Here is a 25,444-nt window from a genome sequence, read left to right as displayed (position 1 = left end):
CGGCGGCGTACTTCGGAGGCCGCGTGATGTCGGAACACGCCCTGAAAACCCGCGGCATCGAAGACGAGGACACGGGCACGCTGCTCGTCGCCATCCGCCCGCACGCCGGCTACGCCGACCTGATTGTCCGCAACGGCACTCAGCCGCTCGGGCGCGAGGCGTCGCTCTACTTCCTGAAGCTGTTCGTCGAGGCGCTCCTGCGGGTGTGGCCGGATGCCGGTGACCAGGTCACGGCGACGGTCGAGCGAGCGCGCGTTCACGCTCGGGCTCCCGAGAAGGATGCCGCGTGATGACGGTTTGGATCGCCATCGCGCTGTCTGCACTCGCAATCACGACGGCGGCTGTGTCCATCTGGCTCACCCTTAAAGTCGAGGTCCGCCGCGAGAACGAGCGGTTCGGCGCTGAACTCGAGAAAGCTCAGGGCTATCCAGCCGATTACGATACATCTGCAGTCGAGCTCGATGTCCGGACCCGCGCCGATCGGCTCGACGCAGATTATTCGCTCGCCAATTCGATCCTCCGCAGAGTGGAGGGCTAGACCTTGGGAGCCTGCACGATCGCATCGATCGCAGCATGCGCAGAGCGAAAGAATTCTTTCGCGCCTGCATCGGCGTCGCTGCCGGGACCGGCACCTGACAGTCGAGCATGCGCCAGTTCGAAGATCTTCGTTCGAGCTCCAGGATGGATCTCGTCCAAAACGTCGAGGATTGCTCGCCTGACCATGTCTTCGGCAGTCAGCCGGGCAGGCGATCCTATCGGCGCAAAGTCGTTGTCCATTTCCGGCTCCATGGTGGGTCGCACCGTCCATGGTAGCGGGCCGGGCGGGGCTGTCGAGGAACGAGCTCGACGCCTCGCCCGTGTCTGCACAGGCGCCTTGTTGCTCTCGCTTGCCGGCTGCAACGATCCCGACGGCGCCCGCGATGCACTCGACGGCGCCGGCTACCGCGATATTCAGATCGTCGATCGGCCAAACTGGTTCATCTCGAACTGCGGTGAGAAGGACACCTACGCGACGCACTTCAAGGCGCTCGGTCCGACAGGGGCGACCGTCGACGGCGTCGTGTGCTCGACCGGCGGCTGGAGCAAGGGCTCCACCATCCGGATCACGGGCGTTCATCGTCCTGAGCATTGGCCGACGGCTCCGCAATCAGGGGCTCGGCCATGAAAACCGCCGCCCTCCTCCTTCCACTGGCTCTCGCCGCCTGCTCGACGCGTCGCGTCCCGACCGAGGCCGTGCTGCGTGACCGCGGCATCGTCCGTCCGACCGTGTCGACCGAAATCGGCTGGCTGCTCGGGTACTGCCGATGGACCGAGCCTTACGTCGCTCGCTTCGTCGGGATGTTCGAGGGTCGGCTCGTGACCGGCACGGTCTGCGCCACGGGCGAGAACGCCGAGGACGCACGCCTGGTCGACGTGCATCGGCCCTGGCCGGAGCTCCGGCCATGACCGCGCGCTCATCGTCTTACCCATCGGTCGGAATGAACCGGCCGGTCGCTCGGGTCGTCTGCGAGCCCCCCGCAGAGGTCATTACCGACCGATCCGAGCGTCCCCTTTCGCGCGACATCCGCGCGTCCCTGCTCCAGCCGATGATTGGCGTCGCGGCTGGAGGTCCGCCCCTCTCTGGGGTTTCCTCCCTTGACTTGCCGGCTGCCCTTCCCGGGGCGGCCGGCTCTTTCCGGGATCTCTTTTCGCGCAATCGGCGTGTGCCTGCCAGCTGTTCCGATCGCGTCCTGGTGCCTGCCTTCCCGATCGCCTCGACCGGGGTGTTCTGAGATGAGCAGCGCCTCCTTCACCGCCGCCGGCCTCCTCGACCGATCATCCCCGATGCACACAGCATCGGGGAGTTCGATGAGAAAGAGCGGGCAAATCCGCGGAAAGATCGGTCAGGTCGATGGCCGAACGTTAGCAGAACGCGTGTGCGCCTTCCTGCGGGAACAGCACCCAGTCAAGACGGCGTCCTGCGTCGAGGCCGAGGCCGGCGTGTCGGCCCATACGGTGCGCAAGTGGTTCGACCTGGGCAGCGCGCCGAGCGGACCGGCTTACGACGCTCTCGTGCGCCGCTACGGCGCGCCCTTCCTCTGCAGCGTGCACCCGGAGACCCGCGACGCCTGGTTCGCGCACGTCGCCCGGCTGCAGGAGCAGGAGCAGCTCGAGGCACGGGCACGACAGATCACTCAGCGGCTCACAGACATGCGGGAGGGCCGCCTGTGATCCGCTTCTACGTCGCCAATTTCAGCGGCAAGGCGCTTCGGGGCGTCGCGTACGGCCTGACCTGGATCGGCGGCCTCGCCGTCCCCGTGCTCTTCGCCTCGCGCTGGTGCCTCGACCGCGCCCGCGAGTGGGATCCGCGCCTCTGGCAGCGCGGCGAGCACACCGACCTTCACCCGCCTCCTGGAGCCTGATCATGGGTCTCGACGCCCTCAATCCACTCGCCGCGATCGGCCGTTGGACTGCTCACTATTCGAGCTGTCTGCTGCATGACGCACTCTCCGGTGTCCGCACAGCTTTCCATGGTGTCGAAGGCCGCGTGTTGGATGCCCTGAAGGGCGCCGAGAGCCGCCTCGTCGATGCAGCGGCAGCTCGCGAGGAGCGCATCCTCGGCGAGTTGAATGCTCTGCGTGGAGAACTCAAGGAGCTGCGCGATCGCTTCGGCTTCGTCGGCGATCCGGTCGCGACGGCTCCAGCGCCGGCGTCTGCCAGCGAGCGCCTGGTCCCGCGGACCTCCTCTTCCGGTGACACGCGTCTGCCGCCCGGCCGCAACCACCCGGGCGGGCCGTGATGCCCTTTCCCTTCGGTCCCTTCTTCCCGTGCGGACGCCGTCGCCCGTCCCTGCGGTCCCTCCTCGGCGGCAACATGGAGAAGCTCGTGAGCATCGAACAGTCGGTCGCGCGGATCGAAGCGCAGACGAGCAAGATCGTCGACGTCCTCGTGACGGTTCTGGCGACACAGAAGACGCAGGGCGACGCGCTGAAGGCGATCGGCTCGGGCGGCACCGTCGATGAGGCCACGCTGGACGCGCTCGATGCCTCGATCACCGAGACGGACGCCAGGCTCGCGGCGCTCGCTGGCGATCCCGCGCCTGCCCAACCCGCGGCCTAGCCACCAACGCAAAGCGCCCGGGCTCTGATCAGAGAGCACCGGGCGGCCATGAGTTCTCTTGCGAAAGAACACGCTATGGAAACCACAAGTCGAGATCTATCGCAAGGCGCCACTACTCTCTTCGACCAAGAGAATGCTCATGGTTCAAACACACCGTCGTCAGTACAGAGTGTAGGTTCCGGCAGCGACAGCGCCATCACGTTCGTCGTTCCTGGCGATCCCGTGCCGTTCGCCCGGGCCGGCGCGCGCGGCGCGATGCGCTTCACGCCCAAGCGCCAGCGCGATTTCATGGCGCTGGCGAAGCTCGCCGCCCACCAAGCCATGGGCAACCGCCCTCCCCTGGAGGGCCCAGTTGAGCTCTGCGTCGAGGCCGTGTTCCTCTATCCAAAGGGCTGGTCGACCAAGAAGCGCGCCGCTCACACCTGGAAGCTTTCTCGCCCCGACCTCTCGAACATCGAGAAGCTCGTTGAGGACTCGCTGAACGAGATCGTCTTCCTCGACGACTCGCAGGTCGTTCGCCGCGGGCCCGGCTGCTGCAAGCGGTACGGCGATCGCGCCGAGACGCACATCACCGTTCGCTCGCTCGGAGGGCCGGCCGAGTGACGTGGCCCTTCGGCGCCCTGCGCCCGCTCTCCTACGATCTGATCGTCGCGGACCCACCGTGGAAGTACGAGTCGTACTCGGTCAACGGCGAGAAGAAGGGTGCCGGCGCGCAGTACACTTGCCTGCCGCCCGCCGAGATCGCACGGCAGTTCCCGGTGCACATGCTCGCGGCCGGCAACTGCCTGCTGCTGTGCTTCGGGACCTGGCCGCTGCTCGAGCTGCAGCTCGCCTGCATTCGCACCTGGGGCTTCACGTACAAGTCGCTCATCGTCTGGGATAAGCGGCATCCTAGCGGCAAGCCGGCGATCGGCACGGGCTACCGCGTGCGGGCCATGTGTGAGCCTGTCCTGTTGGCGACCTTCGGCGAGCCGCAGCACAAGGCCTTTCCGGGCCTCTTCCAGGGCGTGCGACGCGAGCATTCGCGCAAGCCCGAGGAGTTCTACGCGCTCGTCGACGATCGTTGCCCACACCTGTTCCGCCGCGCGGATCTGTTCGCGCGCGTCTCCCGACCTGGCTGGGAGGCCTTCGGGAATGAACTGACGAAGTTCGATCCGACCCCGCCCACCCTCATGGCGGCGGGGTAGCGCCGTGTCCTCCGTCTACGACCTTCCCCCTAACGTGCAACGGGTCATCGCCCGATGCCGTGCCGGCCAGACGCTGGTCATGTCGCACGATCGCGGCCGCCGGAAATCCTATGCCCTCGCGCCGTCGGGCCGCGCTGTCGAGACAGCCTCGGCCGAGGCCGCGATCGCGTCCCCGTACATGGTGCCCCGGGCTGATGGTCTGTTCGGCTCCGACACCCCGCAGTCCTGGTCTGCGAGGTAGCGCCGTGGGCCAGCCATCCTCCGACTGGATCGCCTCGCAGCAAGTGGCCGAGCAGGCGCTGATGAACCGCTTCGCCGGTCTCGACGCCGTTCTCGTGCGCGCCGAAGGCTACATGCGCCGCGCGGAATCGGCCGCGGCCGCGCTCGCCGTCATGCCGGCCGGCAACCCGGAGGCGCGCGAGCTCGAGGCGCGCGACCTGCGTCAGCTCATCGAGATCGCGGCTGTCCACCTCGCCAACCTCGACCGCGTCCATCTCCTCGAAGAGCCTCGGCACCGCAGTTCGGGCCCGCAGCGGCGGGGGATCTCGCGATGACGTGGTCTCCGCAACAGGACCAAGCGCTGCAGGCGATCGCGGACTGGCATCAGAATTCCGACGACCAGGTTTTCTACCTGGCCGGATATGCCGGCACCGGTAAGACGACCCTCGCCAAGGAGATCGCCTCGGGCATCAGTGGTACGGTGCTGTTCGCGGCCTTCACCGGCAAAGCAGCCCTCGTCCTGCAGGGCAAGGGCTGCACCGGCGCCCGCACGATCCACTCCCTGATCTACAACTCGTTCGAGGAAGAGATCCTCGACGACAAGACGGGCGAGGTCGTGCGCACCGTCATGAAGTTCGGGCTTAACCCCCTGTCCGAGGTCGACGGCGCCGATCTCGTCGTCATCGACGAGTGTTCGATGGTCGACGAGCGCCTCGGCAAGGACCTGCTCTCGTTCGGCACGCCGCTGCTCGTCCTGGGTGACCCGGCTCAGCTGCCGCCGGTTCGCGGCGCCGGCTTCTTCACCTCGGTCGAGCCCGACTTCATGCTCACCGAGATCCATCGACAGGCCGCAGACAACCCGATCATCCGCATGTCGATGGAAGTCCGGCAGGGACGGCACCTGCAGGTCGGCAGCTACGGTGAAAGTCGCGTCATCACCGGCCGGCCCGGGCAGCGAGCGGTGATGGAGGCCGAGCAGGTCCTGGTCGGCCGCAACGATACGCGGCGCACCTTCAACGCGAAGATGCGTGCCCTGCAGGGCCGCCGGCCCGGCGTGCCGGAGACCGGTGACCGGCTTGTCTGCCTGAAGAACAACAAGGAGCTCGGGCTGCTCAACGGCGGCCTCTGGACGGTCGACAAGCTCGGCGATGCCGACGGTTCGACCTTCAAGATGAGCGTCTCCTCGAACGACGTCCCCGGCCACAAGGCCGATATCCGCGTTCCGGAGGGGTTCTTCTCCGGCCGTGAGGAGGACGTGCCCTACGAGGCGAAGCGGGATCGCGACGAATTCACGTTTGGCTACGCGCTCACCGTCCACAAGGCGCAGGGCTCGCAGTGGAAGGACGTGCTGCTCGTCGACGAGAGCAGCGTGTTCCGCGAGGACCGGGCCCGCCATTTGTACACCGGCCTGACCCGGGCGGCCGAGCGCGTGACGGTGGTGGTGCCATGAGCGCGATCGTCGACACGTTCACGGCGCGGATCGAGCAGGCGCAAGTTGCTGCCGCCCGGCCGGCCAGGATGCCGCGTGTGCGCTCAGCGCGCGCGGACGCCGCGGAGTACTTCCGCGGCTGCGGCCGCCTGCGGCAGGTCGAGCTCGACTGGTTCGCCCAGGGCGGCGTCTCGCCGTTCATGCTGGCGGGCTACGAGGTCGACCCCGCGGCCGAAGGCTGGGCAGTCTACGCCCGGGTCTGGCACGGCGGCCGCGATCCCGCGCGCCTGCCGATCACGCTGGCCTTCGAGGTCCGTCGAGCCCGCGTCGTCTTCGGCGCACGCGGCCGCTTCGACTTCGACGGCGAGCGCCGCGTGGATCCCGACGAGACCGTGCCGGCGCTGATCCTCCCGGCGCTCGCGCCCGACGGCGCCGTCGAGGACCTCGTCGCCTGGCACCCGAAGTCTAGCCGCCTCGCGACCCTGTTCGGCCTCAGCGGTCTCCTGACCGGCTTCCGCCCCCAAGGGTCGGCAGCCCTCCCGGTCCACGCCGATCCCCTGCCCTGGCTCGCCGGCGGCCGCGTCGGGGTCGTCGTCGTCCACGAAACCCTAGCCCGTCCCATTCTGCTGGCTGAGCCGGCCCTGCAGGCGGCCGACGTCGCGCAGGGCGAAGCGCTCGATGCCATGCTGCGCAAGGTGCGTATGCCCAAGATCCTGGTGCCCGAGGCCGCTGCAGCGAGGGCTGCGGCATGACGGCGGCGGTCACCCTCCTCTCCCAGGCCAAGAAGTCGAAGAAGAAGGCGCGCCGACCCGAGGACGTCGACATCGACGCCGGCGGCTACAGCCTCGACCTGATGAACGACGAGTTCGCGTTCCTCCTCGTCGGCTCGAAGGCTGTCGTCATCCGCGAGAAGGCGGACGCGCCCGTCGACCAGCGTATCCGCTTCCTGACGCTCGAGGCCTTCCGGCAGTGGTCGCTGAACCTCTTCACCGAGGCCTGGGACCCCGAGGCCAAGGACGTGAAGAAGATGTCCTGGGCCAAGCGCTGGCTCGGCGATCGCCAGCGCCGGCAGTACGACGGCGTCGAATTCCATCCGGATCGTAACCCCGATCCGAGCCAGGCCGGCGGCACGCCGGGCTACTACAATCTCTGGCGCGGCTGGAGCTGCGTTCCGAAGCGTGGCGGCTCGTACGCCACCTTCCGCGACCACCTGCTGAACAACATCTGCAACGGCAACGAGGAGATCTACCGCTGGGTGTTCGCGTTCTTCGCGCACATCCTGCAGCGGCCGCGCGAGCGCATGGGCGTGTCGATCGTGCTCCGCGGCGGCGAGGGCTCGGGCAAGACGAAGATCGGCGAGGTGATCGGTTCGTTGATCCCGAGCCACTACTTCCTGATCGACTCGCCCCGGTACCTGACCGGCCAGTTCAATGCCCACATGGCGTCCTGCCTCCTCCTGCAGGCCGACGAGGCGGTCTGGGCCGGCGACAAGCACGCCGAGGGCCGTCTGAAGGGCCTGATCAGCGCCGGCGAGCAGATGATCGAGTCGAAGGGCGTCGATCCGATCCGGCTGAAAAACTACGTCCGCGTGCTGATGACCTCGAACGAGGACTTCGTGGTGCCCGTCGGCAAGGACGGCCGGCGATACTGCGTCCTCGACGTCAATCCACGCGTCGCCCAGAACAGCGCCTACTTCGCCGAGCTCGATGCAGAGCTGCGCAACGGCGGCCGCGAGGCCCTGCTCCACGACCTGCTGGCCTTCGACCTTTCGACGGTCGACCTTCGCAAGGTGCCACGCACCGACGCGCTGCTCGAGCAGAAGATCCTCTCGCTCGACGGCGTCGATGGCTGGTGGCTCGACCGGCTGATGTCTGGCTCCCCGACCAGCAAGCTCGATCACTGGCCACATGAGGTTGGCGTCGACGAGATGCGCGACGACTACTTCGCGGCCTCCGAGCGACGAGGCCTCCGACGAAAGAGCGCCGAGACCGTGCTGGGCGCTCGCCTGCGCAAGCTCATCCCTAGGCTAAACCGCGTCCGTCGGTACGAAGACTACGACATGGGTCGACGGCGGGTGTGGTTCTACGCGCTGCCGACGCTCAGCGAGTGCCGTGCGGCTTTCGAGAAGGCCCTCGGCCAAGCCGTGTCGTGGCAGGACGACGAGGACAAACCGGAGCTAAGTGACTGTGATGATTGAAAGTGTCCTACCTGTCCTACCTGCAATCCGAGGTAGGACACTTCTAACCCATTGAAAAATCAGCAGGTGTCCGGCCTGTCCTACCTGTCCTACCTTCTCCCTCGTACGCGCGCATGCGCGTGAGGCAGTTTCTACTTTTTCGTCGTGACTTCTCCAAAAGGTAGGACAGGTAGGACAGGTAGGACACTACCAACAATATCAACGGCTTATCGTGTCCTACCTCTGAAAGTGAGGTGGGACAGGTAGGACAGGGTGGCAAAGCGGGGGGGCGGACGTGGGTCAGTTCAGAAACAGGACGGTGCTGCAGGTGACGAGAATGCGCCGTCCGGGTAGCGGTCAGTCGGATCCGATCACGATGTCGTCGCCCCATTGCACCTTCGTCTCGGTACCAGGCTTGGCATGTCCGGCTGCGGAGGCGACTTCGGTCGCTACGAAGCTGACGGCCACCATGCCAGCCAGCAGCATCAGCGTGACGCCGAGTGCCATCGTCACCTTCGCGGCTTGCGCGCGCATGGCGTGGATGCCGAGGCAGCCGAGGGTGAAGGTTGCAGCTTCGATGATCGAGACTTGATCGGGGGCCAAGGTCGTCCTGCTCACCAGTCGGTTTTCTCTTCGGCGGGGAAATACCCGAACCCGATCAATCCTGTCCCCGCGTATTTGGATGAGCTGCCCTGACGGCGATGAACGCCCAACGACACATCGCCCGGGCTTACCCTCCGCGCTACACGGTTCGCGCCGTCACGGCCTGGGCGATCGCGTTGCTCAACGCCTACAAGCCCGCGCTGCCGGCCTCGCCGATCATGGCGGCCCAGCGCGAGCCCGCGGCGGATGTCGCGTTCCGGAGGTTGCTGCGGGCCTGCGTCACAGACTCCGTTCACCGCCGGCAGCTCGGGGCTTGGTGCACGGCCAAGGCCAACCCGGCCGACCGGGATCTCTCCTTCGCCCAGGCCTGCAAGCGGAACGGCTGGTCGGAGAAGACGGCCGAGCGCAACGTCGATAGGTCGTTGACGGCCTTGGTGCTCGCGCTCAACAACGATGGTGTGGAAGGTGGACGACCAACCCGCTACCCTGGCCAACTATTCAGACCAGGGTAACGACTAGCGAATAACGGCTACTGCTTTCGCGCCGCTGCAGGCGTTGAAATTTTTACGATTTGGTAACTTTCAGACCCAAAGATCAGGGTCAGTCGCCGCGGCGCTTCCCGTCGAGGTGCGTGCCGAGCCTCTTTAGAACCTTGCGAACATGGTCGCGCACGGGATTTGGGGGCTCGGGAACTGCCTCCGTAGGAGGTAATACGTGGCCTTCGCCCGCCTGAAACACGACATACACCCCGCTGGTAGGCGTTAGTTGTAAGTCGTTATTTTCCGCGAAAGCAAGCGGATATTGATTACGTACGCGTCCTGAGTGGGTCGAATTCTTAGCAAACCGCCGAAGAGTTAAGCTTCGCCACTAAATTATTTGGTCGCATAAGGCGCAGCAATTAAATCTGGGAGAACGCTATGGCTGCGCGGTTTCACTTCGACCTAGTACGTGGCGCCGAGACGATTTGTGACGAGGATGGCGTCGAGGTGGGCAGTCTCTCGATCGCAATCGAACAAGCCGAACTCACCATCGAGGAGCTGCGCGATACAGGTGAGCTGGCCGACGGTGAGGGTTGGACGCTCGTCATTCGAGACCAGATAGGAACCGAGCTGCACCGACTGCCAGTCTAGGGCCGCGGGGGGGCACGGGCGACGCGCACTCGGTCGCGCCGAGCGCAGCTGCAGATTTTGCTTGACGGTGACGGCGATAGCCCCGGATCGGCGATTATCGCACTCCGTCCAAAGGCATCAGCCCGTGTCGGTCGTCGGAACGTCCAGCACCACCACCAGCAAGTCTAAGAAGCGCAAGCTCGACATCGAGCAAGCTCTGTCATGGGCATTTCGCGAAGAGCTGCCGAAAGCTCAAGCTGATCGCCGCATCAGCGCGGCCCCGACCATGTCGGTCCATCCGATGTGGCGCGCCGGCGTCTTCGGCGCCCGCATCGACAACTGGAACAACGTAGACCCGGGTTTCCCGGCCGCGATGGGCGAGCCCCATCCGGACGCGGTCCTCATCGGCAATGCCGTGAAGGGCTGCGACGTCGACAAGCTCGACCTGTGGGGCTTCGACGTTCCCTACAAGATCGGCGAGAACTACGACCAGGCCGGCCTGATGGAGAAGGCGCGGCGCGAGACGATCGCGGTAATGACGAATTGCGCGACGTCGCGCACCCGGCCCGACACGAGCGACCAAGTCACCGTCGTCGCGGTCCGCTCGGTGACCGGCCAGATCACGGTCTGGGTCCGTGAGGCGCGTGAGTACGAGGACGCACAGGGCAAGCCGATCATCGTCGAGCACGATCTGCCGACGAAGCCAGTGCGCAAGGGGACCTATCCGACGGGGGCCTTCTGCAAGATCCAGTATGCCCCCAGCGCGGCGACCGTCGCCCTTGATCGCCTACGCTACGCCGGCTGGTGGGCCGGGCTGCAGCAGGTCGCCGAGCACCTCCGGGTCATGGGCCTTTCGTCGATCGAGCTGGAAGGCCTGTCAGCGCCACGGAGCCCCTGGACGGAGGCATACGAGGCCCCGGAGGCGACAGTACCGCCACTGCCGAACCTCGCGCCACGAACCGAGGTCCTGAAGGATCGCCGCGTTGCCGGCCGGCGCCAACGCCCGCGGCGCAACTCCGAGGTCCGACACATCTACCATCGCGGGACGGACGCTCCGGCGGAGACAGCCTGATAAGGCGTCCTTCTTAACCTACCGGGGAGGATCGAGTGTTCTCCCTTGTAGGCTGACAATTGCTCGTTAAGGCTCGTGGCACTTGCAGAATTCGAGTGCCACGAACAATGAATCGATCCGTTCCCGTCTCTGTACAAACTTCCGCAGGCTCAAACGGTGCCTCTGGCATACTCGCGAAGTATAGCGGCGAGCTTTGGCTGATCACTGTAGCCCATGTCGCGGTCACTGAACGACCGATTCACAGCAATTGGACAGAGTGGCCTAAAGATCTAGCGGTGATGACCGACAAGGGAAAAATTTTAATTCCTATGATCCGTGAGACGCCTGAGCCGAAACCAGGGTTCGCTCACGTCAAAGATGAAAGTGGCCACGTCATCGACATTATTGCATTCGCTGTTGATGAGGCAATTCTCGAATACGTTGACGTTGAAGTATTCGAACTGGAGGACTGGCAAGCGGAGGTTGGAGACCGAGTCGCGGTATGCGGCTATCCAACGGCCGTCGATAATTGGCCGGATCCGGAGAAGCAGATCGATGCATCGATCATAGGATATAATCCCGGCGGCGCTATTCACTTCGCGCCGCTTGCATCGCACGGTTTTTCTGGCGGACCGATGATCTCGAAGCATGGCGAGCTTCTAGGAATGGTCGTGGGCTCCAATGGCCACGGAACGGCTCTCATGTCCCAAGCAATACGAATGGTGATTGATAGCGCCCTGTCGAGAAGGAAGCCGCTGCCGAATGGCGCTTGACTGCCAACCTTCGCTTGTGGCATTCCCGACCCTGCGAATTTGTAGACGGCCTCGGCGGACATCCGCCGGGGCCGTTCTCGTTTCCGGCCAGGAGGTCGCCATGTAGCTCCTCAGGCCCTCCCCCTGGTGCGGCGCCTCGCGGGGAAAAAGGCATCTCAGTACCGCTGGTGGCCAGGACGCCCGCAAAACCCGGGGAGCGCCTTTCGCGTTCGGCCCTGCTGTAGCCCCAGCCCGCACCTACCAGAACCTCGACAGCCGTCCGGACGTTAAACCGATGACACGGCTGCGCTTTGTTGCTACCTCGGACCTCACCATGATCCAGCCCGGCGCACACGCGTGAGCGCGCATGCTATCGTGGCCGAGATCCGGTCCGACCTACGGACCTATCGGCGCCAGCGTCGCCATGGCGACCAAGCCGTCGAGCACGAGACCAAAGACACCTTCTGCGCTGACCTGGACCGCAAGCTCGCGAGCTTGATGCGCGCGATCGGCGTGCCGGAGGCCCTCACCTTCGCGCCAGGCAGCCGCTCGATCGGCGGCCGGCGCGTCGTCGTCATCGAGAAGGCCCGACCCGGTCGGCGGGCGGCACCCGATCTGAAGCGCCAGAGCTTCCGATAACCGTCCTTATCGGAAGCAATGTGCTGTGTATGAAAGAGCTATCCGCGGCTGGTCCTTAGATACCTCACAGCGCCCGCGAAGGAATGCACGACCGTGACGTAAATCGACACGGCGTTAAGGCCCCAGGCCAAAGCTGGTAAAAAGTTGTTTGCGTCACGCGCGAACAGCACAAGAGAAAGTATACATACCGTGGATCCGAACAGAACGCCGACCGCATCAAGGTAAAAGAACACGCGAGCGGTGGTCCAGGGCCGTAAGCCGCCAGCAGCAAAAACGCAGCCTGTTGCCCGCAACAATTGGCTTAGCTTGCCAGGGTATTCGGATACATCGGCAGCCCATTCCTGCGCGTACTGTTCTCTGCTGGCACTTGGTGCTCGCCAGACGGCCAGCTTGATCAGCTGAGAGGTCAGTTTAGGAAGCCAAGCTGAAACCTCCTCCCTGAGGAGACCGGTGAAGGTAGCGGCGACTAAGCCGGCAAAAGCCAGCATGATTGCGGTCAGGTATTCCACGCGAGCACTCCTCCGCTCAGAGGCAGTTGGAAGTCGGCCAGTGCCCCGCGGGCGCGCGTCGCCCCGAGCCCCGTCAGCTGATAAAAGCGCCGCTTCGGTCGACCGATCTCACGCGGATCGGCTTGCTCCCATGTTCCGGTGACCCAGCCCGCGCTCTCGAGGCGAGCAAGCAAAGGATACAGGGTTCCAGCGCCGATCTTCGTAGCCTTGGATATCGCCGCTCCAGAATTCTCGTTTGACCGATCGGTCAGCAAGAAGCGTAGGAGTTTGAGGGTCGGTGCCGTCAGGCGCGGTTCTGAATATTCCATGGGTAAATCGCATTCCGATATAGCCCCTATGTGACCCCTATATCGAGTTTGGACTTAGGCGTCTAGAGCTAGGTCGAATGAGCCATCTGCCGGTGCCGGTCGCACCGGCTGAAAACGTGGCTCGCGACCTCGTCGTGCACACGCCTGCCTTCGAGGATGCCCTCGACGCGGCTAAGTCTTTCGCTCGCGCCTCGAAGGCACAGCGCACAGTCCAAGCCTACCGCAGCGCCTTCCGATCTTTCACCACCTGGTGCGAGAGCGTCGCGGAAGCGCACCTGCCGGCGACGCCAGAGACCGTGGCCGCCTATCTCAGCGCGCTGGCCACCAGCGGTCGCAAGGCAGCGACCATCGATTCACACGCGGCTGCGATCGCCTTCGCGCATCGCGCCGCTCGCCACGAGCCGCCGACGAGTAGCGAACTCGTCCGCGCCACGATCCAGGGCATTCGCCGCTCGATCGGCACGAAACCAACCCGTAAGGCGCCGGCGACCGCTGAGGCGCTCAAGAAGATCTTGAAGAAAATCCCCGACACGCTCGTCGGGCAGCGCGATCGCGCGCTCCTGCTGATCGGGTTCGCCGCGGCGCTCCGGCGCTCCGAGCTGGTCGCACTCGCGGTCGCCGACCTTGAGCGCACGCCCGAGGGGATCATCGTCCACATCGGGAAGTCGAAGACCGATCAGGAAGGCGCCGGGCAGAGCGTCCCAATCCCGATGGGCGGCAAGCTCAAGGCGGTCCAGGCGCTGGACGCCTGGCTGCAGGCCGCCGGGATCACCGCGGGCCCAATCTTCCGGCCAGTCGCCAAGCGCGGCCGCGTCGGCGCCGAAGCGCTCACCGATCGCTCGGTCGCCCAGATCGTGAAGGACCGCGCGGAAGCGGCCGGTCTCGATCCCGCATTCTTCGCTGGTCACTCGCTGAGAGCCGGCTTCGTCACTTCGGCGCTCGCCGCGGGCGCCGACGTCCTGAAGGTTATGGACGTCACCCGGCACACTTCGGTCGAGACGCTGAAGCGCTACGACCGGCGTGCCCAGGCCTTCAAGGATCACGCCGGCAAGGGCTTCCTCTAATGACACCCGGACAGCGCTCCGCGCTTCTCAGCATGCTCGACGCGATCCGCGCCTGCAGCTGCTGCCTGCCCGATATTCGCGAGCGCGCCGATGCGCTCGAGATGAAGCTCAGCCCGCTTCACGCCCTCTATCGCAAACTCGGTCTCGCCTAATGCTCGCTCCGGACGCGCCGCTCGCCTTCGGCTGCAACGGCGCCCCCAGCGCGCGTCCACATGCCGAGGCCTTGGACGACGTGCCTCGCACCCCGGCCGAGATCCGCGCATGCAAGCGCATCGCCTCCGTGGTCGCGAAGTTGCCGGCATCCGGTAGCGTCATCATCGTGCACTCGCCGTCGGTCGTCGACGCCTGGCGCCGCTGTGTTCGCGAGTTGCGAGGCGACCTCGTCGCCGCCGAGACGCGTGTGATCGTCGCCCCGAGGCTCATCGATGAGCGGGCGGCTACGACTGGCCTGTCCGCCCTCCCCGTTTTCCGCGACTCGTTCGTCGAGCTGCAGCGCGAGCATCGCCGCGCGCTCGCTCAAGCTTGGCGCCTGTAATGCTCAAGACAGAGCAGCTGGATCAGCTACCCGAAATTCTGCGGGATATTGTCGTGAAGGATCGGACTCTTTCGGTCCTCCGCCGTGGCTTGGCCAAGCCGGTGGTCTCCTTTGAGATCGCCAAAATGTATCGACGCCATCGCGATGCGCGCCGCGAGCTCACCGAGGCCGCCGCCCACCTCTGGGGCTACCGCCTCGGCGGCGACGGATCCGCGACCTGTTGAACGTCAGCCAGCCATGACGATGCGCGAGATCAACGCGGCCGAGGATGCCCTCGATCAGCGCGTTATCGATGCCCGCCACGCCTTAGGCGAGGCGCTCATTGCGCGCGATCAGAACCATAGCGTCGAGACCGCGGCCGCCGTCGCGATCGCGCGCCAGCACTTCGACGATGCCATGCGTGCCCGGGCCCGCACCGACGTCGTCTTCGCCTGAATTTCTCGTCACTCGGAGCGTCTCATGTTCGGCGAGCTGCTTGCCGTCGCGCTGATCTGCGCGGCTGGCACATCGACCGAAGACTGCTCTCGAGAGACCGCCGTGGATCTCATCGCCGGGCCGGCTCATTCCTTGCCCGAGTGCATGCTGCAGGCGCAAGCCGCCGCCTCGAAGGCAGGCCTCCCTGGTGGCGATGGCCGTTATCTCAAAATCGTCTGCGAACCCCGCGGCCGGTCGTGAGAAGCCACAACCTGTTCGACCTGCTCGAGGTCTACCGACTGACCTTCGAGATCCTGTTCGAAGCCACCCTGCAGCTGCCCTTAGCGGTGGCCGACGAAACCATGCGCCTCGCCAAGATCGGCGGAAGCGCCTAGACTGATCTCGCTCTGAAAAGAGGCGGGAGCCAGGGTGCGGACACACCCTGAACCGCGTGGTTAGGACACGCATGACCGCAGAAAGCCGCTCCGGAAACGGATCGGCGACCACCCCGCCACCCCTCGAGGGGCCGGGGCACCCTGCATCAGGTTATGCCCGAAAACCATTCTCCGGCCGTGAAAAACCGGCCGACGTCGACACCAGCTCCCGGTGTCGAACAGCTCCCCGCGTCGGCAATGGCCCGGCGCGGGGATGTCTGGCTCCTCGGCGACCATCGCCTCGTTTGCGGGGACGCGACCGACCCATCAGACGTTGCTCTCGCGTTGAATGGCGAGTGTCCGCACCTGCTGGTGACTGACCCGCCCTATGGCGTCAGTTACGATCCGGGATGGCGAGCGAAGGTGCTGCCGAATGGCAGCAACCGTGCTCTCGGTGCTGTTGCGAACGACGACTGCGCTGACTGGCGCAACGCTTGGGCTCTGTTCCCGGGTGACGTTGCGTACGTGTGGCATTCGGCGCTGCACGCCAGCGAAGTCGAGACCAGCCTTCGTGCTGTAGGATTTCTGCCTCGTGCTCAGATTATCTGGGACAAGGGCAGGCTGATCATCAGCCGCGGGCATTACCATTGGCGCCACGAGCCTTGCTGGTACGCGGTCCGTAAAGGCCGCACCGCCAGCTGGGCAGGCGGCCGGAAACAGACGACGGTCTGGCTCATTCCGCATCGTCGTTCCGAGACCGGGCACGGCACGCAGAAGCCACTCGAGGCGATGTGCCGCCCGATCCTGAACCACACCGTGCCGGGCGATCGCGTCTACGACCCCTTCCTTGGGTCAGGGACGACCCTGATCGCTGCCGAAGAACTCGGTCGAATCTGCCACGCCATCGAGCTCGATCCGACCTACGTCGACACGGCCTTACGGCGCTGGGAATCGCACACCGGTCGGGTCGCAGAACTCGCCTATCGAAGTTTCGAAGAAGCCGCGTGATCTGATCGCCAGTCCGTAGCGCAACGCGCTTCCGATAATCTGCCTTGACGGAAGCTATCCGAGGCTGAGCACGATCTCGGTAAGTTTCTGCTCAACCTGATCGATTGCCGCCTCCTTCGGGATGTTGCGACTGACGATTAAGTCCCCTTCGTCGTAACGCACATGCCACCCCGGGCCGAGGTCTTGGAGGATCTCTGTCTGGGCCCCGACGCCGTACGCCGCCGCCATCTCGTCCGGTCCGATGACAAACTGATCGTACCCGGCCGCTAAACCCTCTTTCAGTCGAGCCAGAAGCGCCGCCGTAGCTCTTCGCGATCCTGAGTCCACAGCATGTCCCCTCTGCCGATGCTGGTTGCACCGGCAAACTTTGTGCCGGTTTCGCAGGATCGCGCTATTGCCTATTCGGCGGAGGCAAGGTCGCAGCGAACCCGCCAAGCGTATACGTCTCCGAACACTTGATCTGTTTCGTGGTGCCGGAGCGTCGGCGCCAATCCGATCTCGGCTGAAGCTGTTAACCGAACCGGTCGAGCCCATCGACGTCCCGACCATGCGCGTGATCAGCGCGAACCGCCAATCTCGTGCATCGAAGTTTCACGGAAGCAGCGTAATTCGATCGCCAATTCGTAGCGCAGCGCGCTTCCGATAATTCCCCTTAGCGGAACCAAAACGAGCCGGTTTTCGGCCCATCTGGCCGCGACCGAACAAGCTCAAATGACCATGACCGATATCAACCTGCAGGTGTCGCGGCTCGACCTCGAGGACGGCGACATCATCGTCGTTCGTTCGCGGTCGAAGCTCTCTCCGGAGACGGCCGAACGGTACCAGGACCAGGTCCAGGCTCTCGCTCGCGCCCACGGCTTCCGGCAGGTCTCGGTCGTCGTCCTCGACGATTGCAGCGACCTCTCGATCGAGCCGGTGGCAAAGCTACCGGCCATGCAGCGCCAGGCGGAGCGCACTGCGCCCGTCATCACCAGGTAGGCCTCATGTTTCCTTGGTTCTTCGTAGCGATCATCGACCGTCTGGCGTGGCCGCTCGGCTACCAGACCTACGTCACGGCGCAGGGCGGCCCCGGCTACCATCGCGGGCGGATTGGTGCAGACCGAATCCACATCGTTCGTAAAGCGCCTGACGCGCAGCGCGTACCCGCGCTCAAGTGGCATCTCAGCCATGCTGCGTAGTGCTTTCGCCGCCGCTCTGGGCGCGGCTTTCGGCGCAGTTGCGATCGTCCCGATCCGCGAGCGTGTCCAGGACCAGCTCTGGCAGCCTGCCGAGGCATATTCGATCATCTTGGTCGCCCTAGCAGCGGCACTGATCGTCATTCTGATCCTAGCGTGCCGGGAGCCGTGCAGCGGCGGACACCAGCCGGCCTGCGCCGGCGGCTGTGGGGTGAACCCGCCACGCGACCGGGCCGGGCGCTTCAAGAAGCAACGCTGATGCTCGCGACAGTCACCATCCTCGACCCGATTTCGGGCGAATACGTCACCATCACCGTAGGACGCTGATCACGATGCTGGTGCTGGACGCCAGCGAGTTCGGCATCCGGGCCGAGGCCGTCGGCCGCACTGCGAAGCAGGTGCCGTTCGTCGCCGCCTTCGCGCTCACCAACGCGATGAAGGACGCCCGGACGGCCGAGCAGCAGACGATGCGCTCGGTATTCGACCGGCCGACCAACTTCACGCTCAACGCGCTGAAGGTGACGCCGGCGACGAAGACGAACGTCTCGGCCGAGCTCGGCTTCAAGGAAGGCTTCGGCAGCGTGCCGGCCTGGAAATATCTCGGCCCGCAGGTCGCCGGCGGCATACGCCGCCACAAGAGCTTCGAGATGCTGCTGATCCGGAAGGGGATCATGCTGAGCTCGGAGTTCGCCGTCCCGAGCAAGCGATGCCCGGTCGACGGCTATGGCAACGTCTCGCGCAGTGTCATCACCAGGATGCTGTCGGCACTTGGAGCCCAGGCTGACAACGCCCAGAACACGAAGCACTACCCGAAGCGGTCGACCCGCAAGAGGAACCTCGACTACTTCGTGATGCGCGGTCACGAGAAGGCGCCTGATGGCATTTACCTGAAGCAGGCGAAGTGGGCTGTGCCCATGTTCCTCTTCGTGAAGAGCGTCAGCTACCAGAAGCGCTTCCCGTATTACGAGCAAGGTCGCACCGTGATCCGCGAGGCGTACCGCCGCCACTTCCTGGCCGGCTGGGAGCGCTTCGTCGTCAACGATGTACGGCGGAAAAGCTAGTTGTGGGCTACGTGTCCTGAACCTGATCTATATTGAGGTTGAGATAAATCTCTTTAAAATAAGCCCATACCTCATGTGCGTAAGGATTTAGGCGAGCGTATACCTTCTCCAATTCATCAATTGTTGTTGTATGCAGTTCAATCTTCCAGGTTTTGTCGGGCTGTGGTCTATACAGCCTCAGCTCCACGTTATGGCGATCGGAGGCGTGGCGAATTACGCCGTGACCATGTGCCAAAAAATGACGCAGGTCGGCATAAGCAGCAATGCCGCCGATCAGTTCTCTCAGTTTTTCGGCGTAAGGATCGAGCGGACCTCTGATGTCTAAGATCTGCTCAATCCCGATGATCCTGTCCCGTAGCTTCACAGGGAACCGGTCTCTGACGGAGCTGTATGCGGGCATTCTTTGGGCGCGAACGTACAAATCGCCCAAAATGAATTCTACGAAGGAGTAGGATCCAATTAGACGCCCGCGAACTAAGTTCAGTCGAGCTTCGAGCGCTTTGATCCGCTCCTGTTTGTCAGTCATTGCTCTCTGCTCCATGCCTCGGCGCGAGGCCGAGCTTCCATATAGCCGAGACGGCTTGGACGCATGAACCAGGCGCCCGCAGCCAAATCCAGGGTCCTTCCCAGGGGGGTGCCCCCCCGAGGGGAATTCGGACCGCACGGGTTCACCCTCTGAAAATTTTTCGAACCGGGGTTGTTGTTTATGACCGGCGCTCCGCTCGAGGGTCGGCCGATCAACCGCGGCGACCTCGCAAGTCTTTGTGGCGTAAGCCTTCCGACTGTCGACAGCTGGGTTGAGAAGGGCTGCCCCTACGTCGAGCGTGGAAGTAAAGGCGTCGAATGGAAGTTCGACTCCGCGGCCGTCATCGACTGGCGCATCCAACGCGCCGTTGAGAACGCCGTCTCCGGCGCCGGCGAGGAGAGCACCAAGGGCAAGCGCGAAGAGGCTGACACCCGCCGCGCTGTCGCCAACGCGATCGTCGCCGAGATCAGCGCGGACGAAGCGCTCAAGGCTGTGGTCTCTCGGCATGACGTCGTCGCCGACATGGCAACCTTCTGCCAGGTCCTGAAGACCGGCTTGTCGAACATGGCCAGCAAGGTCGCGGCGCGGGCGACCACCATGACTAACGCCTCGGAAATCGAGGCGATGGCCCAATCCGAAATGAACCGAGCCTTCACGGCCGCTCGCGACGACATCGCGCAGCGGTGGTTTGCTGGACGCGATCCTACCGATGAGGGTGACGGAGCGGATCGACCTCCATCGGAGAGGTGATTACCCCGACGGCCGCGACGCCTGGCGCTCCGAGCTCGACCGGCTCTTCGACGAGGCCCTGACTTTCAAGCCGCACATGAGCGGCTCGGTATGGGCGGAGACTTACGGTCGCATCCCGAAGAGCACAGGCGCCGAGAGCGGCCCTGTGACCCTCTACGGGTACCAGCGTGGTCTCCTAGACGCGATGTGCGACCCGACGGTGCCGTTGGTGACGGTGCTGAAGGCGGCGCGTGTCGGCTACACCCGGCTCGCCACGTTGGCGATCGGCTACCACCTTCACCAGGATCCGACGCTTTGTGCGGTGGCGCAACCGGTCGAGGACGACGCTGAGGAGTTCGGCGGTACCGAGATCGGGCCGATGCTCCGCGAAACGCCGGTCCTCGCTGCGATGCTTCGTCCGCCTCGGGCGGGCGAGAAGAAGGACAAGGCCACCTTCTACCAGCTCTCGAACGGCGCCCTGGTGCGCGTCGTCGGCGCTGCCTCGGACGACGCCTTTCGCCGCTACTCGGCTCGCTTCCAGTTCGGCGACGAGATCGACGGCGACGGTTGGACGCCTGGGGCCAGGACCCAAGGCGACAAGCTCAAGCTTTTCTGGACCCGCGGCGAGACCTTCTACAATCGCAAGCAGGTCCGTGGCTCCACGCCTCTCCTTGAGGAGACGAGCCGAGTCTGGAAGCTCTGGCTACAGAGCGACCAGCGCCGCTATTTCGTGCCCTGCCCGCAGTGCTCGGACGCCGCCGGTGAGCTCACGAGCTGGCAGTATCTCGACTGGGGCGGCAAGGATCTACCGCACGGTCTGAAGTGGGACCTGGACGAGGACGGCTCGCTGAAGTCGGTCTGGTACCAGGGCACCTGCGGCTGCATCATCAAGGAGGGCCACAAGGCCTGGATGGATGCGCGCGGCGAGTGGCGCCCTACAGCGGTGCCGAAGGTGCCAGGCCATGTCGGTTTCCATCTCTGGACCGGCATGTCACTCAACGCGAACGCGGCCTGGCCCGTGATCGTCCAGGAGTGGCTGGAGGCGCAGGATGATCCTGCGAACCTGATCCAGCCTTTCGTGAACTTGCGGCTCGGCCGGCCTTACCGGCAGACCTACGGTCAGGAGATCAAACCGACAGACTTCCTCGCGCGATGCGAGGAATACGGCGCCGAGATCCCGGATTGGGTCTCGTTCCTGACGTTGGGCGGCGACGTCCAGTCCGGCACGAACGCCCGCATCGAGGGTGCGGTTTGGGGCTGGGGCCCGGGGCTCGAATGCGCCCTGATCGGCCACTTCGTCATCCCCGGCGACCCGGCAATGCCGGATGTCTGGCAGGATCTCGACCGGCTTCTGAAGCGTACCTTCAGGAAGGGAGACGGGACCGAGCTTAGGGTCCGCGCGGCCGCGATCGACTCCGGTGGTCACCATACCGCTGAAACTTACGCCTTCTGCACCGAGCGTCGCCGCAGGCGGGTCTGGGCGATCAAGGGCAAGTCCGAGGCGCGCGGCGCGCGTAGCAAGGTCTGGCCGCGTCTGCCGTCCTCGAAGCTCGGCAACTCTTGGTACATGGTCGGCGGCAACGCGGCGCGCGATTGGGCCTATGGCTCGCTCGCGGTGCTCGATGCCGGACCGCGCCACGTGCACTTTCCGGTCGAACCGGCTTCCGGCTCTCGACCGATCGACGGCGAATTTTTCGAGCAGCTGACGCGCGAGAAGCTCGTCGTGCGCCGCCAAGGCTTCACCGAGTGGGAGAAGCCCAAAGCCGCCCACGAGGCCGGCGTCTGCTTCGTTTACGCCTATGTCGCCGTCTGCGGGTTGCAGGCGTTGAGCGGCCGCTACGTGGCGCTCGGCAAGATGCCGGATGCGGACGACGAAGCCGACGCAACAGCGGCCGGTGCCGACAGCTCGCCTGATTCAGTGACTGCCGAACGGTCTCCGCCCCGCGAGGTGATCGCGAAGCGTGTCGCCCCCGCAAAGCCGCCCGAGTGGCAGCCATCGAAGAAGAGGCGATCGTCATGGCTGTAGATTACAGCGTCCAGATCGCCGCGATCCAAGCTGCCCTGGCGTCAGGCACGACCAGCGTGTCCTACGAGGGCAAGTCGGCGTCGTACCGAAGCTTCGACGAGATGCTCAAGGTCATCGCGTACCTGGAGCGCCAGCAGGCCCGAGCGAACGGCCAGCCCGTCGCGACTGTCGGCCTCGCCAGCTTTGATCGTGGCTACCATCACCGTGGTCACCGCTGATGTCGGGCCAGGTGAATGCCGAGGGCGGACCGGCGAAAGGAACCGCCGCTCCGTCGCGCAAACGGTCCTACGAGGCTGCCATGCGCAGCCGCAACGGCGACAACTGGTTCGGCTCCGTTAGATCGGCCGATGCCGAGCTCTACAATGAGGCCCGCACGCTACGCGACAAGTCGCGATGGATGGTGCGGAACAACCCCTTCGCGGCCAAAGCGACGGCAAGCCTTGTCTCGAATGTCGTCGGCGAGGGCATTATCCCTCGACCGGTGACCGGCTCGCCGTCACGGGATCGGAAGATTTGGGAGGCGTTCCAGCGCTGGTCGTTCCGCTGCGACCATGCGGGCCGGCTCGACTTCTACGGCTTCCAGGCTCTGCTCTTCCGCGAGATGGTCGAGGGCGGGGATTCGCTGGTTCGCCGGCGGCACGTCAAAAAGCGTGGGCCCGGCGACGTGCCGCTCGAGCTGCAGCTGCTCGAGGCTGACTTCCTCGACCCGATGCGCAACGGGGTGCTCAACGAGGGCGCCCTGACCATCCAGGGCGTCGAGATCGACATGAAGAGCCAGAAGCGCCGCGCTTACTGGCTCTATCCCTATCACCCCGGGAACCTGCCGTACTTCTACGGTGGTGAGCCGATGGTTTCGCAGCCGGTGCCGGCCGACGAGGTCCTGCACGTCTACGAGATGCAGAGGACCCAGACGCGCGGCGTTCCGTGGGGCACGCCGGCGATCGAGCGCACGAACCAGCTGAACGACTACGAACTGGCCGAGATCGTCCGTAAGAAGACCGAGGCCTGCGTCGTCGGCTTCGTGATCGGCGCTGAGAACGCCGACGAAGACAGCGTCGGGATCAAGGTCCAGGACGCCGACGGCGCCGAGGTGGAGCATTTCGAGCCGGGCATGATCCCGCGCTTGCACGGCGCGAAGGACGTCAAGTTCAACACGCCGACCGCCGTGGGCGGCTACGGCGAGTACAAGACCAAGAGCCTCCAGGAGATCGCCGCCGGCTGGCGCATGCCGGCCGAGCTGATCTCCGGCGACCTCTCCGAGGTCAACTTCTCCTCGATGCGCGGCGGCCTGGTCGAATTCCGACGCCTCGTCGGTACGATCCAGTGGCAGATCCTCATCCAGATGGCGCTGCAGCCGATCTGGGAGTGGTGGTGCGAGGCTGCCTGGCTCGCCGGCATCATCGACGAGCCGTACGTGCCGGTCGAGTGGTCGCCGCCCGAATTCGCCTGGGTCGACCCGCTGGCCGACGCCCAGACCGCGGCCATCGAGGTCCGCAACGGTTTTCGCACATGGCAGGACGTCGTGGCCGAGAAGGGGCGTAACCCCGACGACGTGCTCGACGGCATCCGCGCCTTCAACACGAAGGTCGACGACCTTGAAATCACGCTCGACTCGGACCCGCGGCGCACCAACGCGAAGGGCGTCCTCCAAGCCGTCCAAGAGGAAGACGCCGGCGAGGAACCCGAACTCAGCCGGCCCAATCGGCAGCACGGCCGAGCGCGAGGCGTCCGTTCGCCTGCCGCAGTTCGATCGGCTCGCGGAGGTTCGCTCCGAGAGCTTCAACGCGGACGCCAACACGATCGACATCGTGTGGACGACGGGCGCGAGCGTCCGCCGGTACGATTGGTGGGACGGGACCGAATACGACGAGGTCCTGTCGGTCGACTCTAAGGCGATCCGCCTCGAGCGCCTCAACCTCGGCGCCCCCTTCCTCGACAGCCACTGCTCGTATGGCTGCGATAACGTCATCGGTTCGGTCGTGCCCGGCACGGCCAAGATCGAGGACGGACGCGGTCTGGCAACCATCAAGCTGTCGAAGGCCGCCGGCGTCGCCGACACGGTCCAGAAGATCGGCGAAGGCGTCATTCGCAACGTCTCCGTCGGCTACTGGATCCACAAGGTCGAGAAGACCGAGGCTGACGACGGCACCGTGGCGCGCTGGGACGTCGTGGATTGGGAGCCGCTGGAGATCAGCGCTGTTCCTGTCCCGGCCGATGCCGCCTCTCAGATCCGATCCGAACAGGGCGACGGCGCCGGCGAAGGGCCAGTAACGCGCTCCTGCCTGATCGTGACCCGCAACCCGGCCAAGAGGCCGCCCACAACGGCTAACGAGGGATCCTCCATGGCCAATCGCACCCCGAAGACCGCCCCGAAGGGCAAGCGCACCGCCAAGACCACCGCCGAGATCGAGGCGGAAAAGAAGCGCCTCGCCGAGGCTCGTGCAGCAGCTCGCGCCGCCAAGCGCGCCGGCGAGGACGAGTCCGACGAGGACGAGGACGAGCGCGACGAGGAGCAGGACGAAGAGCGTGACGGCGATGACGCCGACAACGACGAGTCGACCTCCGACGACGAGCGCGACGGCGACGACGACTCCGAGGACGACGTGGAGCGTGACTCTGACGAGGACGAGGATGACGACGAGGCTGAGCGCTCCGCGCCAGCCCCGTCGAAGCGCAAGAACCTGACGGCAGCCGAGGTCCGCGAGGCAGCGCAGGAGGCCGTCCGCGCCGATCGCGCTCGCTGCTCCGAGATCCGCTCGATCGCCGCCAAGTTCGGCTTGCCGAAGTTCGGCGAGCGCCACGCCGCGCAGGACACTTCGGTACGCGCCTTCAAGGAGCTCGTGCTCGAGAAGCTCGCGGCTCGCCAGGCACAGCGCGGCACCACGACCTTCGCGGCGGCCTCGACCGCCGGCGTGGGCGAGAACTACCGCGCGGCCACGCCGAACGCCCGCGACTACGACAAGGGCGCCGCCGAGGCGCGCGCCCTGCTCGGCAAGAAGTAACCGGCGCCCACAGCGCACAGCCAAGGAGCTCCCGCAATGGGCACCAGCAACGTTTTCGCCACCTACGACCCGACCGCCCTCTTCGCGGGCGCGTTCCCCGTCCGGCATCGCTCGGTCACCATCGCCAGCGGCGCCAACACCGCCGGTACGCCGCTGAAGCGCGGCACCCTGCTCGGCCGTAACAGCACGACCGACAAGTACGTACCCTGCGTGAAGACCGCGAATGACGGTTCTCAGACCCCCGTCGCCGTGCTCGCAGCTCCCGTCGATGCCGGCTCGGCCGACGTCGTCGGGCCGGCCTACTTCGAGGGCGAGTTCGCCGCTGAGATCATGGTGATCGACGCGTCCTGGACGGTTGCCCAGGTGCAGGCTGCCCTCCGGCAGGCCAGCTCCGACATCTACGTTCGCGGCGTCGGCGTCCTCGGCTGACGCCACTCACCCTTTCCCGG

General features: G+C 65.2%; 42 protein-coding genes. 36 read left to right on the top strand and 6 right to left on the bottom strand.

The annotated features are described in order from the left end of the window. Nucleotides 1-26 precede the first annotated feature (26 nt). Together MGN01_RS08425 and MGN01_RS08420 are read left to right on the top strand one after the other, a co-directional pair. Complete coding sequence (locus tag MGN01_RS08425) at nucleotides 27-290, top strand: hypothetical protein (RefSeq protein ID WP_147046157.1); 264 nt, start codon at nucleotides 27-29, stop codon at nucleotides 288-290. After that, nucleotides 290-538 (top strand): hypothetical protein, encoded by a 249-nt coding sequence (locus MGN01_RS08420; RefSeq protein ID WP_147046156.1) that lies wholly within the window; start codon nucleotides 290-292, stop codon nucleotides 536-538. Before MGN01_RS08425 ends, MGN01_RS08420 begins: the two co-directional genes overlap by 1 nt. Here the strand turns inward: MGN01_RS08420 and MGN01_RS08415 are convergent. Continuing rightward, nucleotides 535-777 (bottom strand): hypothetical protein, encoded by a 243-nt coding sequence (locus tag MGN01_RS08415; protein WP_147046155.1) that lies wholly within the window; start codon nucleotides 775-777, stop codon nucleotides 535-537. The genes MGN01_RS08420 and MGN01_RS08415 overlap by 4 nt on opposite strands. Before the next feature lie 10 nt (nucleotides 778-787). Here MGN01_RS08415 and MGN01_RS08410 point away from each other — a divergent pair, with 10 nt between their 5' ends. From MGN01_RS08410 to MGN01_RS08355, 12 genes are all read left to right on the top strand, one after another. After that, on the top strand, nucleotides 788-1,165 hold the full coding sequence (locus MGN01_RS08410) for a hypothetical protein (RefSeq protein WP_210246072.1): 378 nt from the start codon (nucleotides 788-790) through the stop codon (nucleotides 1,163-1,165). Next, complete coding sequence (locus MGN01_RS08405; protein ID WP_147046154.1) at nucleotides 1,162-1,446, top strand: hypothetical protein; 285 nt, start codon at nucleotides 1,162-1,164, stop codon at nucleotides 1,444-1,446. The genes MGN01_RS08410 and MGN01_RS08405 overlap by 4 nt, the downstream gene beginning before the upstream one ends. Before the next feature lie 468 nt (nucleotides 1,447-1,914). After that, a complete protein-coding gene (locus MGN01_RS08400) occupies nucleotides 1,915-2,211 on the top strand; it encodes a hypothetical protein (RefSeq protein WP_147046153.1) in 297 nt (98 codons plus the stop codon). Beyond that, nucleotides 2,208-2,402 (top strand): hypothetical protein, encoded by a 195-nt coding sequence (locus tag MGN01_RS08395; protein ID WP_147046152.1) that lies wholly within the window; start codon nucleotides 2,208-2,210, stop codon nucleotides 2,400-2,402. The genes MGN01_RS08400 and MGN01_RS08395 overlap by 4 nt, the downstream gene beginning before the upstream one ends. Before the next feature lie 2 nt (nucleotides 2,403-2,404). Continuing rightward, nucleotides 2,405-2,779 carry a hypothetical protein gene (locus tag MGN01_RS08390; protein WP_147046151.1) on the top strand — a complete coding sequence of 125 codons (375 nt, stop codon included), beginning with the start codon at nucleotides 2,405-2,407 and terminating at the stop codon, nucleotides 2,777-2,779. A gap of 86 nt (nucleotides 2,780-2,865) precedes the next feature. Beyond that, nucleotides 2,866-3,099: a phage regulatory CII family protein gene (locus tag MGN01_RS08385; protein ID WP_147046150.1), complete on the top strand. Its 234-nt coding sequence runs from the start codon at nucleotides 2,866-2,868 to the stop codon at nucleotides 3,097-3,099. A gap of 222 nt (nucleotides 3,100-3,321) precedes the next feature. Then, a complete protein-coding gene (locus MGN01_RS08380; protein ID WP_170245899.1) occupies nucleotides 3,322-3,702 on the top strand; it encodes a RusA family crossover junction endodeoxyribonuclease in 381 nt (126 codons plus the stop codon). Then, entirely contained in the window at nucleotides 3,699-4,286 is a 588-nt protein-coding gene (locus MGN01_RS08375) for an MT-A70 family methyltransferase (RefSeq protein WP_147046148.1), read from the top strand. The genes MGN01_RS08380 and MGN01_RS08375 overlap by 4 nt, the downstream gene beginning before the upstream one ends. Before the next feature lie 245 nt (nucleotides 4,287-4,531). Further along, a complete protein-coding gene (locus tag MGN01_RS08370; protein ID WP_147046147.1) occupies nucleotides 4,532-4,840 on the top strand; it encodes a hypothetical protein in 309 nt (102 codons plus the stop codon). Beyond that, nucleotides 4,837-5,955: an ATP-dependent DNA helicase gene (locus tag MGN01_RS08365; RefSeq protein WP_147046146.1), complete on the top strand. Its 1,119-nt coding sequence runs from the start codon at nucleotides 4,837-4,839 to the stop codon at nucleotides 5,953-5,955. Before MGN01_RS08370 ends, MGN01_RS08365 begins: the two co-directional genes overlap by 4 nt. Further along, nucleotides 5,952-6,686, top strand: coding sequence for a hypothetical protein (locus MGN01_RS08360; protein ID WP_147046145.1), 735 nt, complete (start codon nucleotides 5,952-5,954; stop codon nucleotides 6,684-6,686). Before MGN01_RS08365 ends, MGN01_RS08360 begins: the two co-directional genes overlap by 4 nt. Continuing rightward, nucleotides 6,683-8,131, top strand: a complete 1,449-nt coding sequence (locus MGN01_RS08355; protein ID WP_147046144.1) for a primase-helicase family protein — start codon at nucleotides 6,683-6,685, stop codon at nucleotides 8,129-8,131. Before MGN01_RS08360 ends, MGN01_RS08355 begins: the two co-directional genes overlap by 4 nt. A 336-nt stretch (nucleotides 8,132-8,467) precedes the next feature. Here MGN01_RS08355 and MGN01_RS08350 read toward each other — a convergent pair whose 3' ends face one another. Then, nucleotides 8,468-8,728 carry a hypothetical protein gene (locus tag MGN01_RS08350; RefSeq protein WP_147046143.1) on the bottom strand — a complete coding sequence of 87 codons (261 nt, stop codon included), beginning with the start codon at nucleotides 8,726-8,728 and terminating at the stop codon, nucleotides 8,468-8,470. 83 nt (nucleotides 8,729-8,811) lie between these two features. Here MGN01_RS08350 and MGN01_RS08345 point away from each other — a divergent pair, with 83 nt between their 5' ends. The 5 genes from MGN01_RS08345 (at nucleotide 8,812) to MGN01_RS08325 (ending at nucleotide 12,264) form a co-directional block, all read left to right on the top strand. Next, the gene (locus tag MGN01_RS08345) at nucleotides 8,812-9,225 is read left to right on the top strand and encodes a hypothetical protein (RefSeq protein ID WP_147046142.1); all 414 of its coding nucleotides are present in this window, start codon (nucleotides 8,812-8,814) and stop codon (nucleotides 9,223-9,225) included. 405 nt (nucleotides 9,226-9,630) lie between these two features. Beyond that, nucleotides 9,631-9,843, top strand: a complete 213-nt coding sequence (locus tag MGN01_RS08340) for a DUF6894 family protein (RefSeq protein WP_147046141.1) — start codon at nucleotides 9,631-9,633, stop codon at nucleotides 9,841-9,843. Nucleotides 9,844-9,967: 124 nt separating this feature from the next. After that, nucleotides 9,968-10,894 (top strand): hypothetical protein, encoded by a 927-nt coding sequence (locus MGN01_RS08335; RefSeq protein WP_147046140.1) that lies wholly within the window; start codon nucleotides 9,968-9,970, stop codon nucleotides 10,892-10,894. A 278-nt stretch (nucleotides 10,895-11,172) separates the two neighbouring features. Next, nucleotides 11,173-11,646, top strand: coding sequence for a S1 family serine peptidase (locus MGN01_RS08330; RefSeq protein WP_147046139.1), 474 nt, complete (start codon nucleotides 11,173-11,175; stop codon nucleotides 11,644-11,646). Between the two features lie 336 nt (nucleotides 11,647-11,982). Continuing rightward, nucleotides 11,983-12,264, top strand: a complete 282-nt coding sequence (locus tag MGN01_RS08325) for a hypothetical protein (RefSeq protein WP_147046138.1) — start codon at nucleotides 11,983-11,985, stop codon at nucleotides 12,262-12,264. A 38-nt stretch (nucleotides 12,265-12,302) separates the two neighbouring features. Here MGN01_RS08325 and MGN01_RS08320 read toward each other — a convergent pair whose 3' ends face one another. Further along, entirely contained in the window at nucleotides 12,303-12,773 is a 471-nt protein-coding gene (locus tag MGN01_RS08320) for a hypothetical protein (RefSeq protein ID WP_147046137.1), read from the bottom strand. After that, a complete protein-coding gene (locus MGN01_RS24560) occupies nucleotides 12,761-13,081 on the bottom strand; it encodes a PadR family transcriptional regulator (protein ID WP_147046136.1) in 321 nt (106 codons plus the stop codon). The genes MGN01_RS08320 and MGN01_RS24560 overlap by 13 nt, the downstream gene beginning before the upstream one ends. A gap of 77 nt (nucleotides 13,082-13,158) precedes the next feature. Between MGN01_RS24560 and MGN01_RS08310 the strand changes: the two genes are divergently transcribed. The 7 genes from MGN01_RS08310 (at nucleotide 13,159) to MGN01_RS08285 (ending at nucleotide 16,476) form a co-directional block, all read left to right on the top strand. Further along, nucleotides 13,159-14,145 carry a site-specific integrase gene (locus MGN01_RS08310; RefSeq protein WP_147046135.1) on the top strand — a complete coding sequence of 329 codons (987 nt, stop codon included), beginning with the start codon at nucleotides 13,159-13,161 and terminating at the stop codon, nucleotides 14,143-14,145. Nucleotides 14,146-14,296: 151 nt separating this feature from the next. Beyond that, nucleotides 14,297-14,680, top strand: coding sequence for a hypothetical protein (locus MGN01_RS08305; RefSeq protein WP_147046134.1), 384 nt, complete (start codon nucleotides 14,297-14,299; stop codon nucleotides 14,678-14,680). Beyond that, nucleotides 14,680-14,904, top strand: coding sequence for a hypothetical protein (locus MGN01_RS08300; RefSeq protein ID WP_147046133.1), 225 nt, complete (start codon nucleotides 14,680-14,682; stop codon nucleotides 14,902-14,904). The genes MGN01_RS08305 and MGN01_RS08300 overlap by 1 nt, the downstream gene beginning before the upstream one ends. Before the next feature lie 13 nt (nucleotides 14,905-14,917). After that, on the top strand, nucleotides 14,918-15,115 hold the full coding sequence (locus tag MGN01_RS08295) for a hypothetical protein (protein WP_210246071.1): 198 nt from the start codon (nucleotides 14,918-14,920) through the stop codon (nucleotides 15,113-15,115). A 24-nt stretch (nucleotides 15,116-15,139) separates the two neighbouring features. After that, entirely contained in the window at nucleotides 15,140-15,355 is a 216-nt protein-coding gene (locus MGN01_RS08290; protein WP_147046131.1) for a hypothetical protein, read from the top strand. Next, on the top strand, nucleotides 15,352-15,489 hold the full coding sequence (locus MGN01_RS23475; protein WP_170245891.1) for a hypothetical protein: 138 nt from the start codon (nucleotides 15,352-15,354) through the stop codon (nucleotides 15,487-15,489). The genes MGN01_RS08290 and MGN01_RS23475 overlap by 4 nt, the downstream gene beginning before the upstream one ends. Nucleotides 15,490-15,726: 237 nt before the next feature. Further along, nucleotides 15,727-16,476, top strand: a complete 750-nt coding sequence (locus MGN01_RS08285) for a DNA-methyltransferase (RefSeq protein ID WP_238257531.1) — start codon at nucleotides 15,727-15,729, stop codon at nucleotides 16,474-16,476. 54 nt (nucleotides 16,477-16,530) lie between these two features. Here MGN01_RS08285 and MGN01_RS23470 read toward each other — a convergent pair whose 3' ends face one another. Further along, complete coding sequence (locus MGN01_RS23470; protein ID WP_170245890.1) at nucleotides 16,531-16,704, bottom strand: hypothetical protein; 174 nt, start codon at nucleotides 16,702-16,704, stop codon at nucleotides 16,531-16,533. Between the two features lie 483 nt (nucleotides 16,705-17,187). On the opposite strand from MGN01_RS23470, the gene MGN01_RS08280 reads away from it, so the two are divergent. The 4 genes from MGN01_RS08280 (at nucleotide 17,188) to MGN01_RS08265 (ending at nucleotide 18,712) form a co-directional block, all read left to right on the top strand. Further along, nucleotides 17,188-17,454, top strand: coding sequence for a hypothetical protein (locus tag MGN01_RS08280; protein WP_147046129.1), 267 nt, complete (start codon nucleotides 17,188-17,190; stop codon nucleotides 17,452-17,454). Nucleotides 17,455-17,459: 5 nt separating this feature from the next. Continuing rightward, entirely contained in the window at nucleotides 17,460-17,654 is a 195-nt protein-coding gene (locus tag MGN01_RS08275) for a hypothetical protein (protein WP_147046128.1), read from the top strand. Continuing rightward, nucleotides 17,644-17,910: a hypothetical protein gene (locus MGN01_RS08270; protein ID WP_147046127.1), complete on the top strand. Its 267-nt coding sequence runs from the start codon at nucleotides 17,644-17,646 to the stop codon at nucleotides 17,908-17,910. The genes MGN01_RS08275 and MGN01_RS08270 overlap by 11 nt, the downstream gene beginning before the upstream one ends. Nucleotides 17,911-17,983: 73 nt before the next feature. Then, nucleotides 17,984-18,712 (top strand): hypothetical protein, encoded by a 729-nt coding sequence (locus tag MGN01_RS08265; protein WP_147046126.1) that lies wholly within the window; start codon nucleotides 17,984-17,986, stop codon nucleotides 18,710-18,712. A 7-nt stretch (nucleotides 18,713-18,719) separates the two neighbouring features. On the opposite strand, the gene MGN01_RS08260 is transcribed toward MGN01_RS08265, so the two are convergent. Further along, nucleotides 18,720-19,238, bottom strand: coding sequence for a hypothetical protein (locus MGN01_RS08260; protein WP_147046125.1), 519 nt, complete (start codon nucleotides 19,236-19,238; stop codon nucleotides 18,720-18,722). Between the two features lie 180 nt (nucleotides 19,239-19,418). On the opposite strand from MGN01_RS08260, the gene MGN01_RS08255 reads away from it, so the two are divergent. The 6 genes from MGN01_RS08255 (at nucleotide 19,419) to MGN01_RS08230 (ending at nucleotide 25,424) form a co-directional block, all read left to right on the top strand. Further along, a complete protein-coding gene (locus tag MGN01_RS08255; RefSeq protein WP_147046124.1) occupies nucleotides 19,419-19,988 on the top strand; it encodes a terminase small subunit in 570 nt (189 codons plus the stop codon). Then, nucleotides 19,948-21,993 (top strand): terminase gpA endonuclease subunit, encoded by a 2,046-nt coding sequence (locus MGN01_RS08250; RefSeq protein ID WP_147046123.1) that lies wholly within the window; start codon nucleotides 19,948-19,950, stop codon nucleotides 21,991-21,993. The genes MGN01_RS08255 and MGN01_RS08250 overlap by 41 nt, the downstream gene beginning before the upstream one ends. Then, nucleotides 21,984-22,211 carry a phage head-tail joining protein gene (locus tag MGN01_RS08245; RefSeq protein WP_147046122.1) on the top strand — a complete coding sequence of 76 codons (228 nt, stop codon included), beginning with the start codon at nucleotides 21,984-21,986 and terminating at the stop codon, nucleotides 22,209-22,211. Before MGN01_RS08250 ends, MGN01_RS08245 begins: the two co-directional genes overlap by 10 nt. 80 nt (nucleotides 22,212-22,291) lie before the next feature. Then, on the top strand, nucleotides 22,292-23,884 hold the full coding sequence (locus MGN01_RS08240) for a phage portal protein (protein ID WP_170245888.1): 1,593 nt from the start codon (nucleotides 22,292-22,294) through the stop codon (nucleotides 23,882-23,884). After that, nucleotides 23,802-24,995 carry an HK97 family phage prohead protease gene (locus MGN01_RS08235; protein WP_170245886.1) on the top strand — a complete coding sequence of 398 codons (1,194 nt, stop codon included), beginning with the start codon at nucleotides 23,802-23,804 and terminating at the stop codon, nucleotides 24,993-24,995. Before MGN01_RS08240 ends, MGN01_RS08235 begins: the two co-directional genes overlap by 83 nt. A 36-nt stretch (nucleotides 24,996-25,031) precedes the next feature. Beyond that, a complete protein-coding gene (locus MGN01_RS08230; protein ID WP_147046119.1) occupies nucleotides 25,032-25,424 on the top strand; it encodes a head decoration protein in 393 nt (130 codons plus the stop codon). The last annotated feature ends 20 nt before the right edge of the window (nucleotides 25,425-25,444 follow it).

The organism is Methylobacterium gnaphalii (assembly GCF_007992215.1).
GTDB lineage: Bacteria > Pseudomonadota > Alphaproteobacteria > Rhizobiales > Beijerinckiaceae > Methylobacterium > Methylobacterium gnaphalii.
The sequence above is the reverse complement of the archived record's forward strand: the minus strand, read 5'-3'. Positions and strand labels throughout refer to the sequence as shown.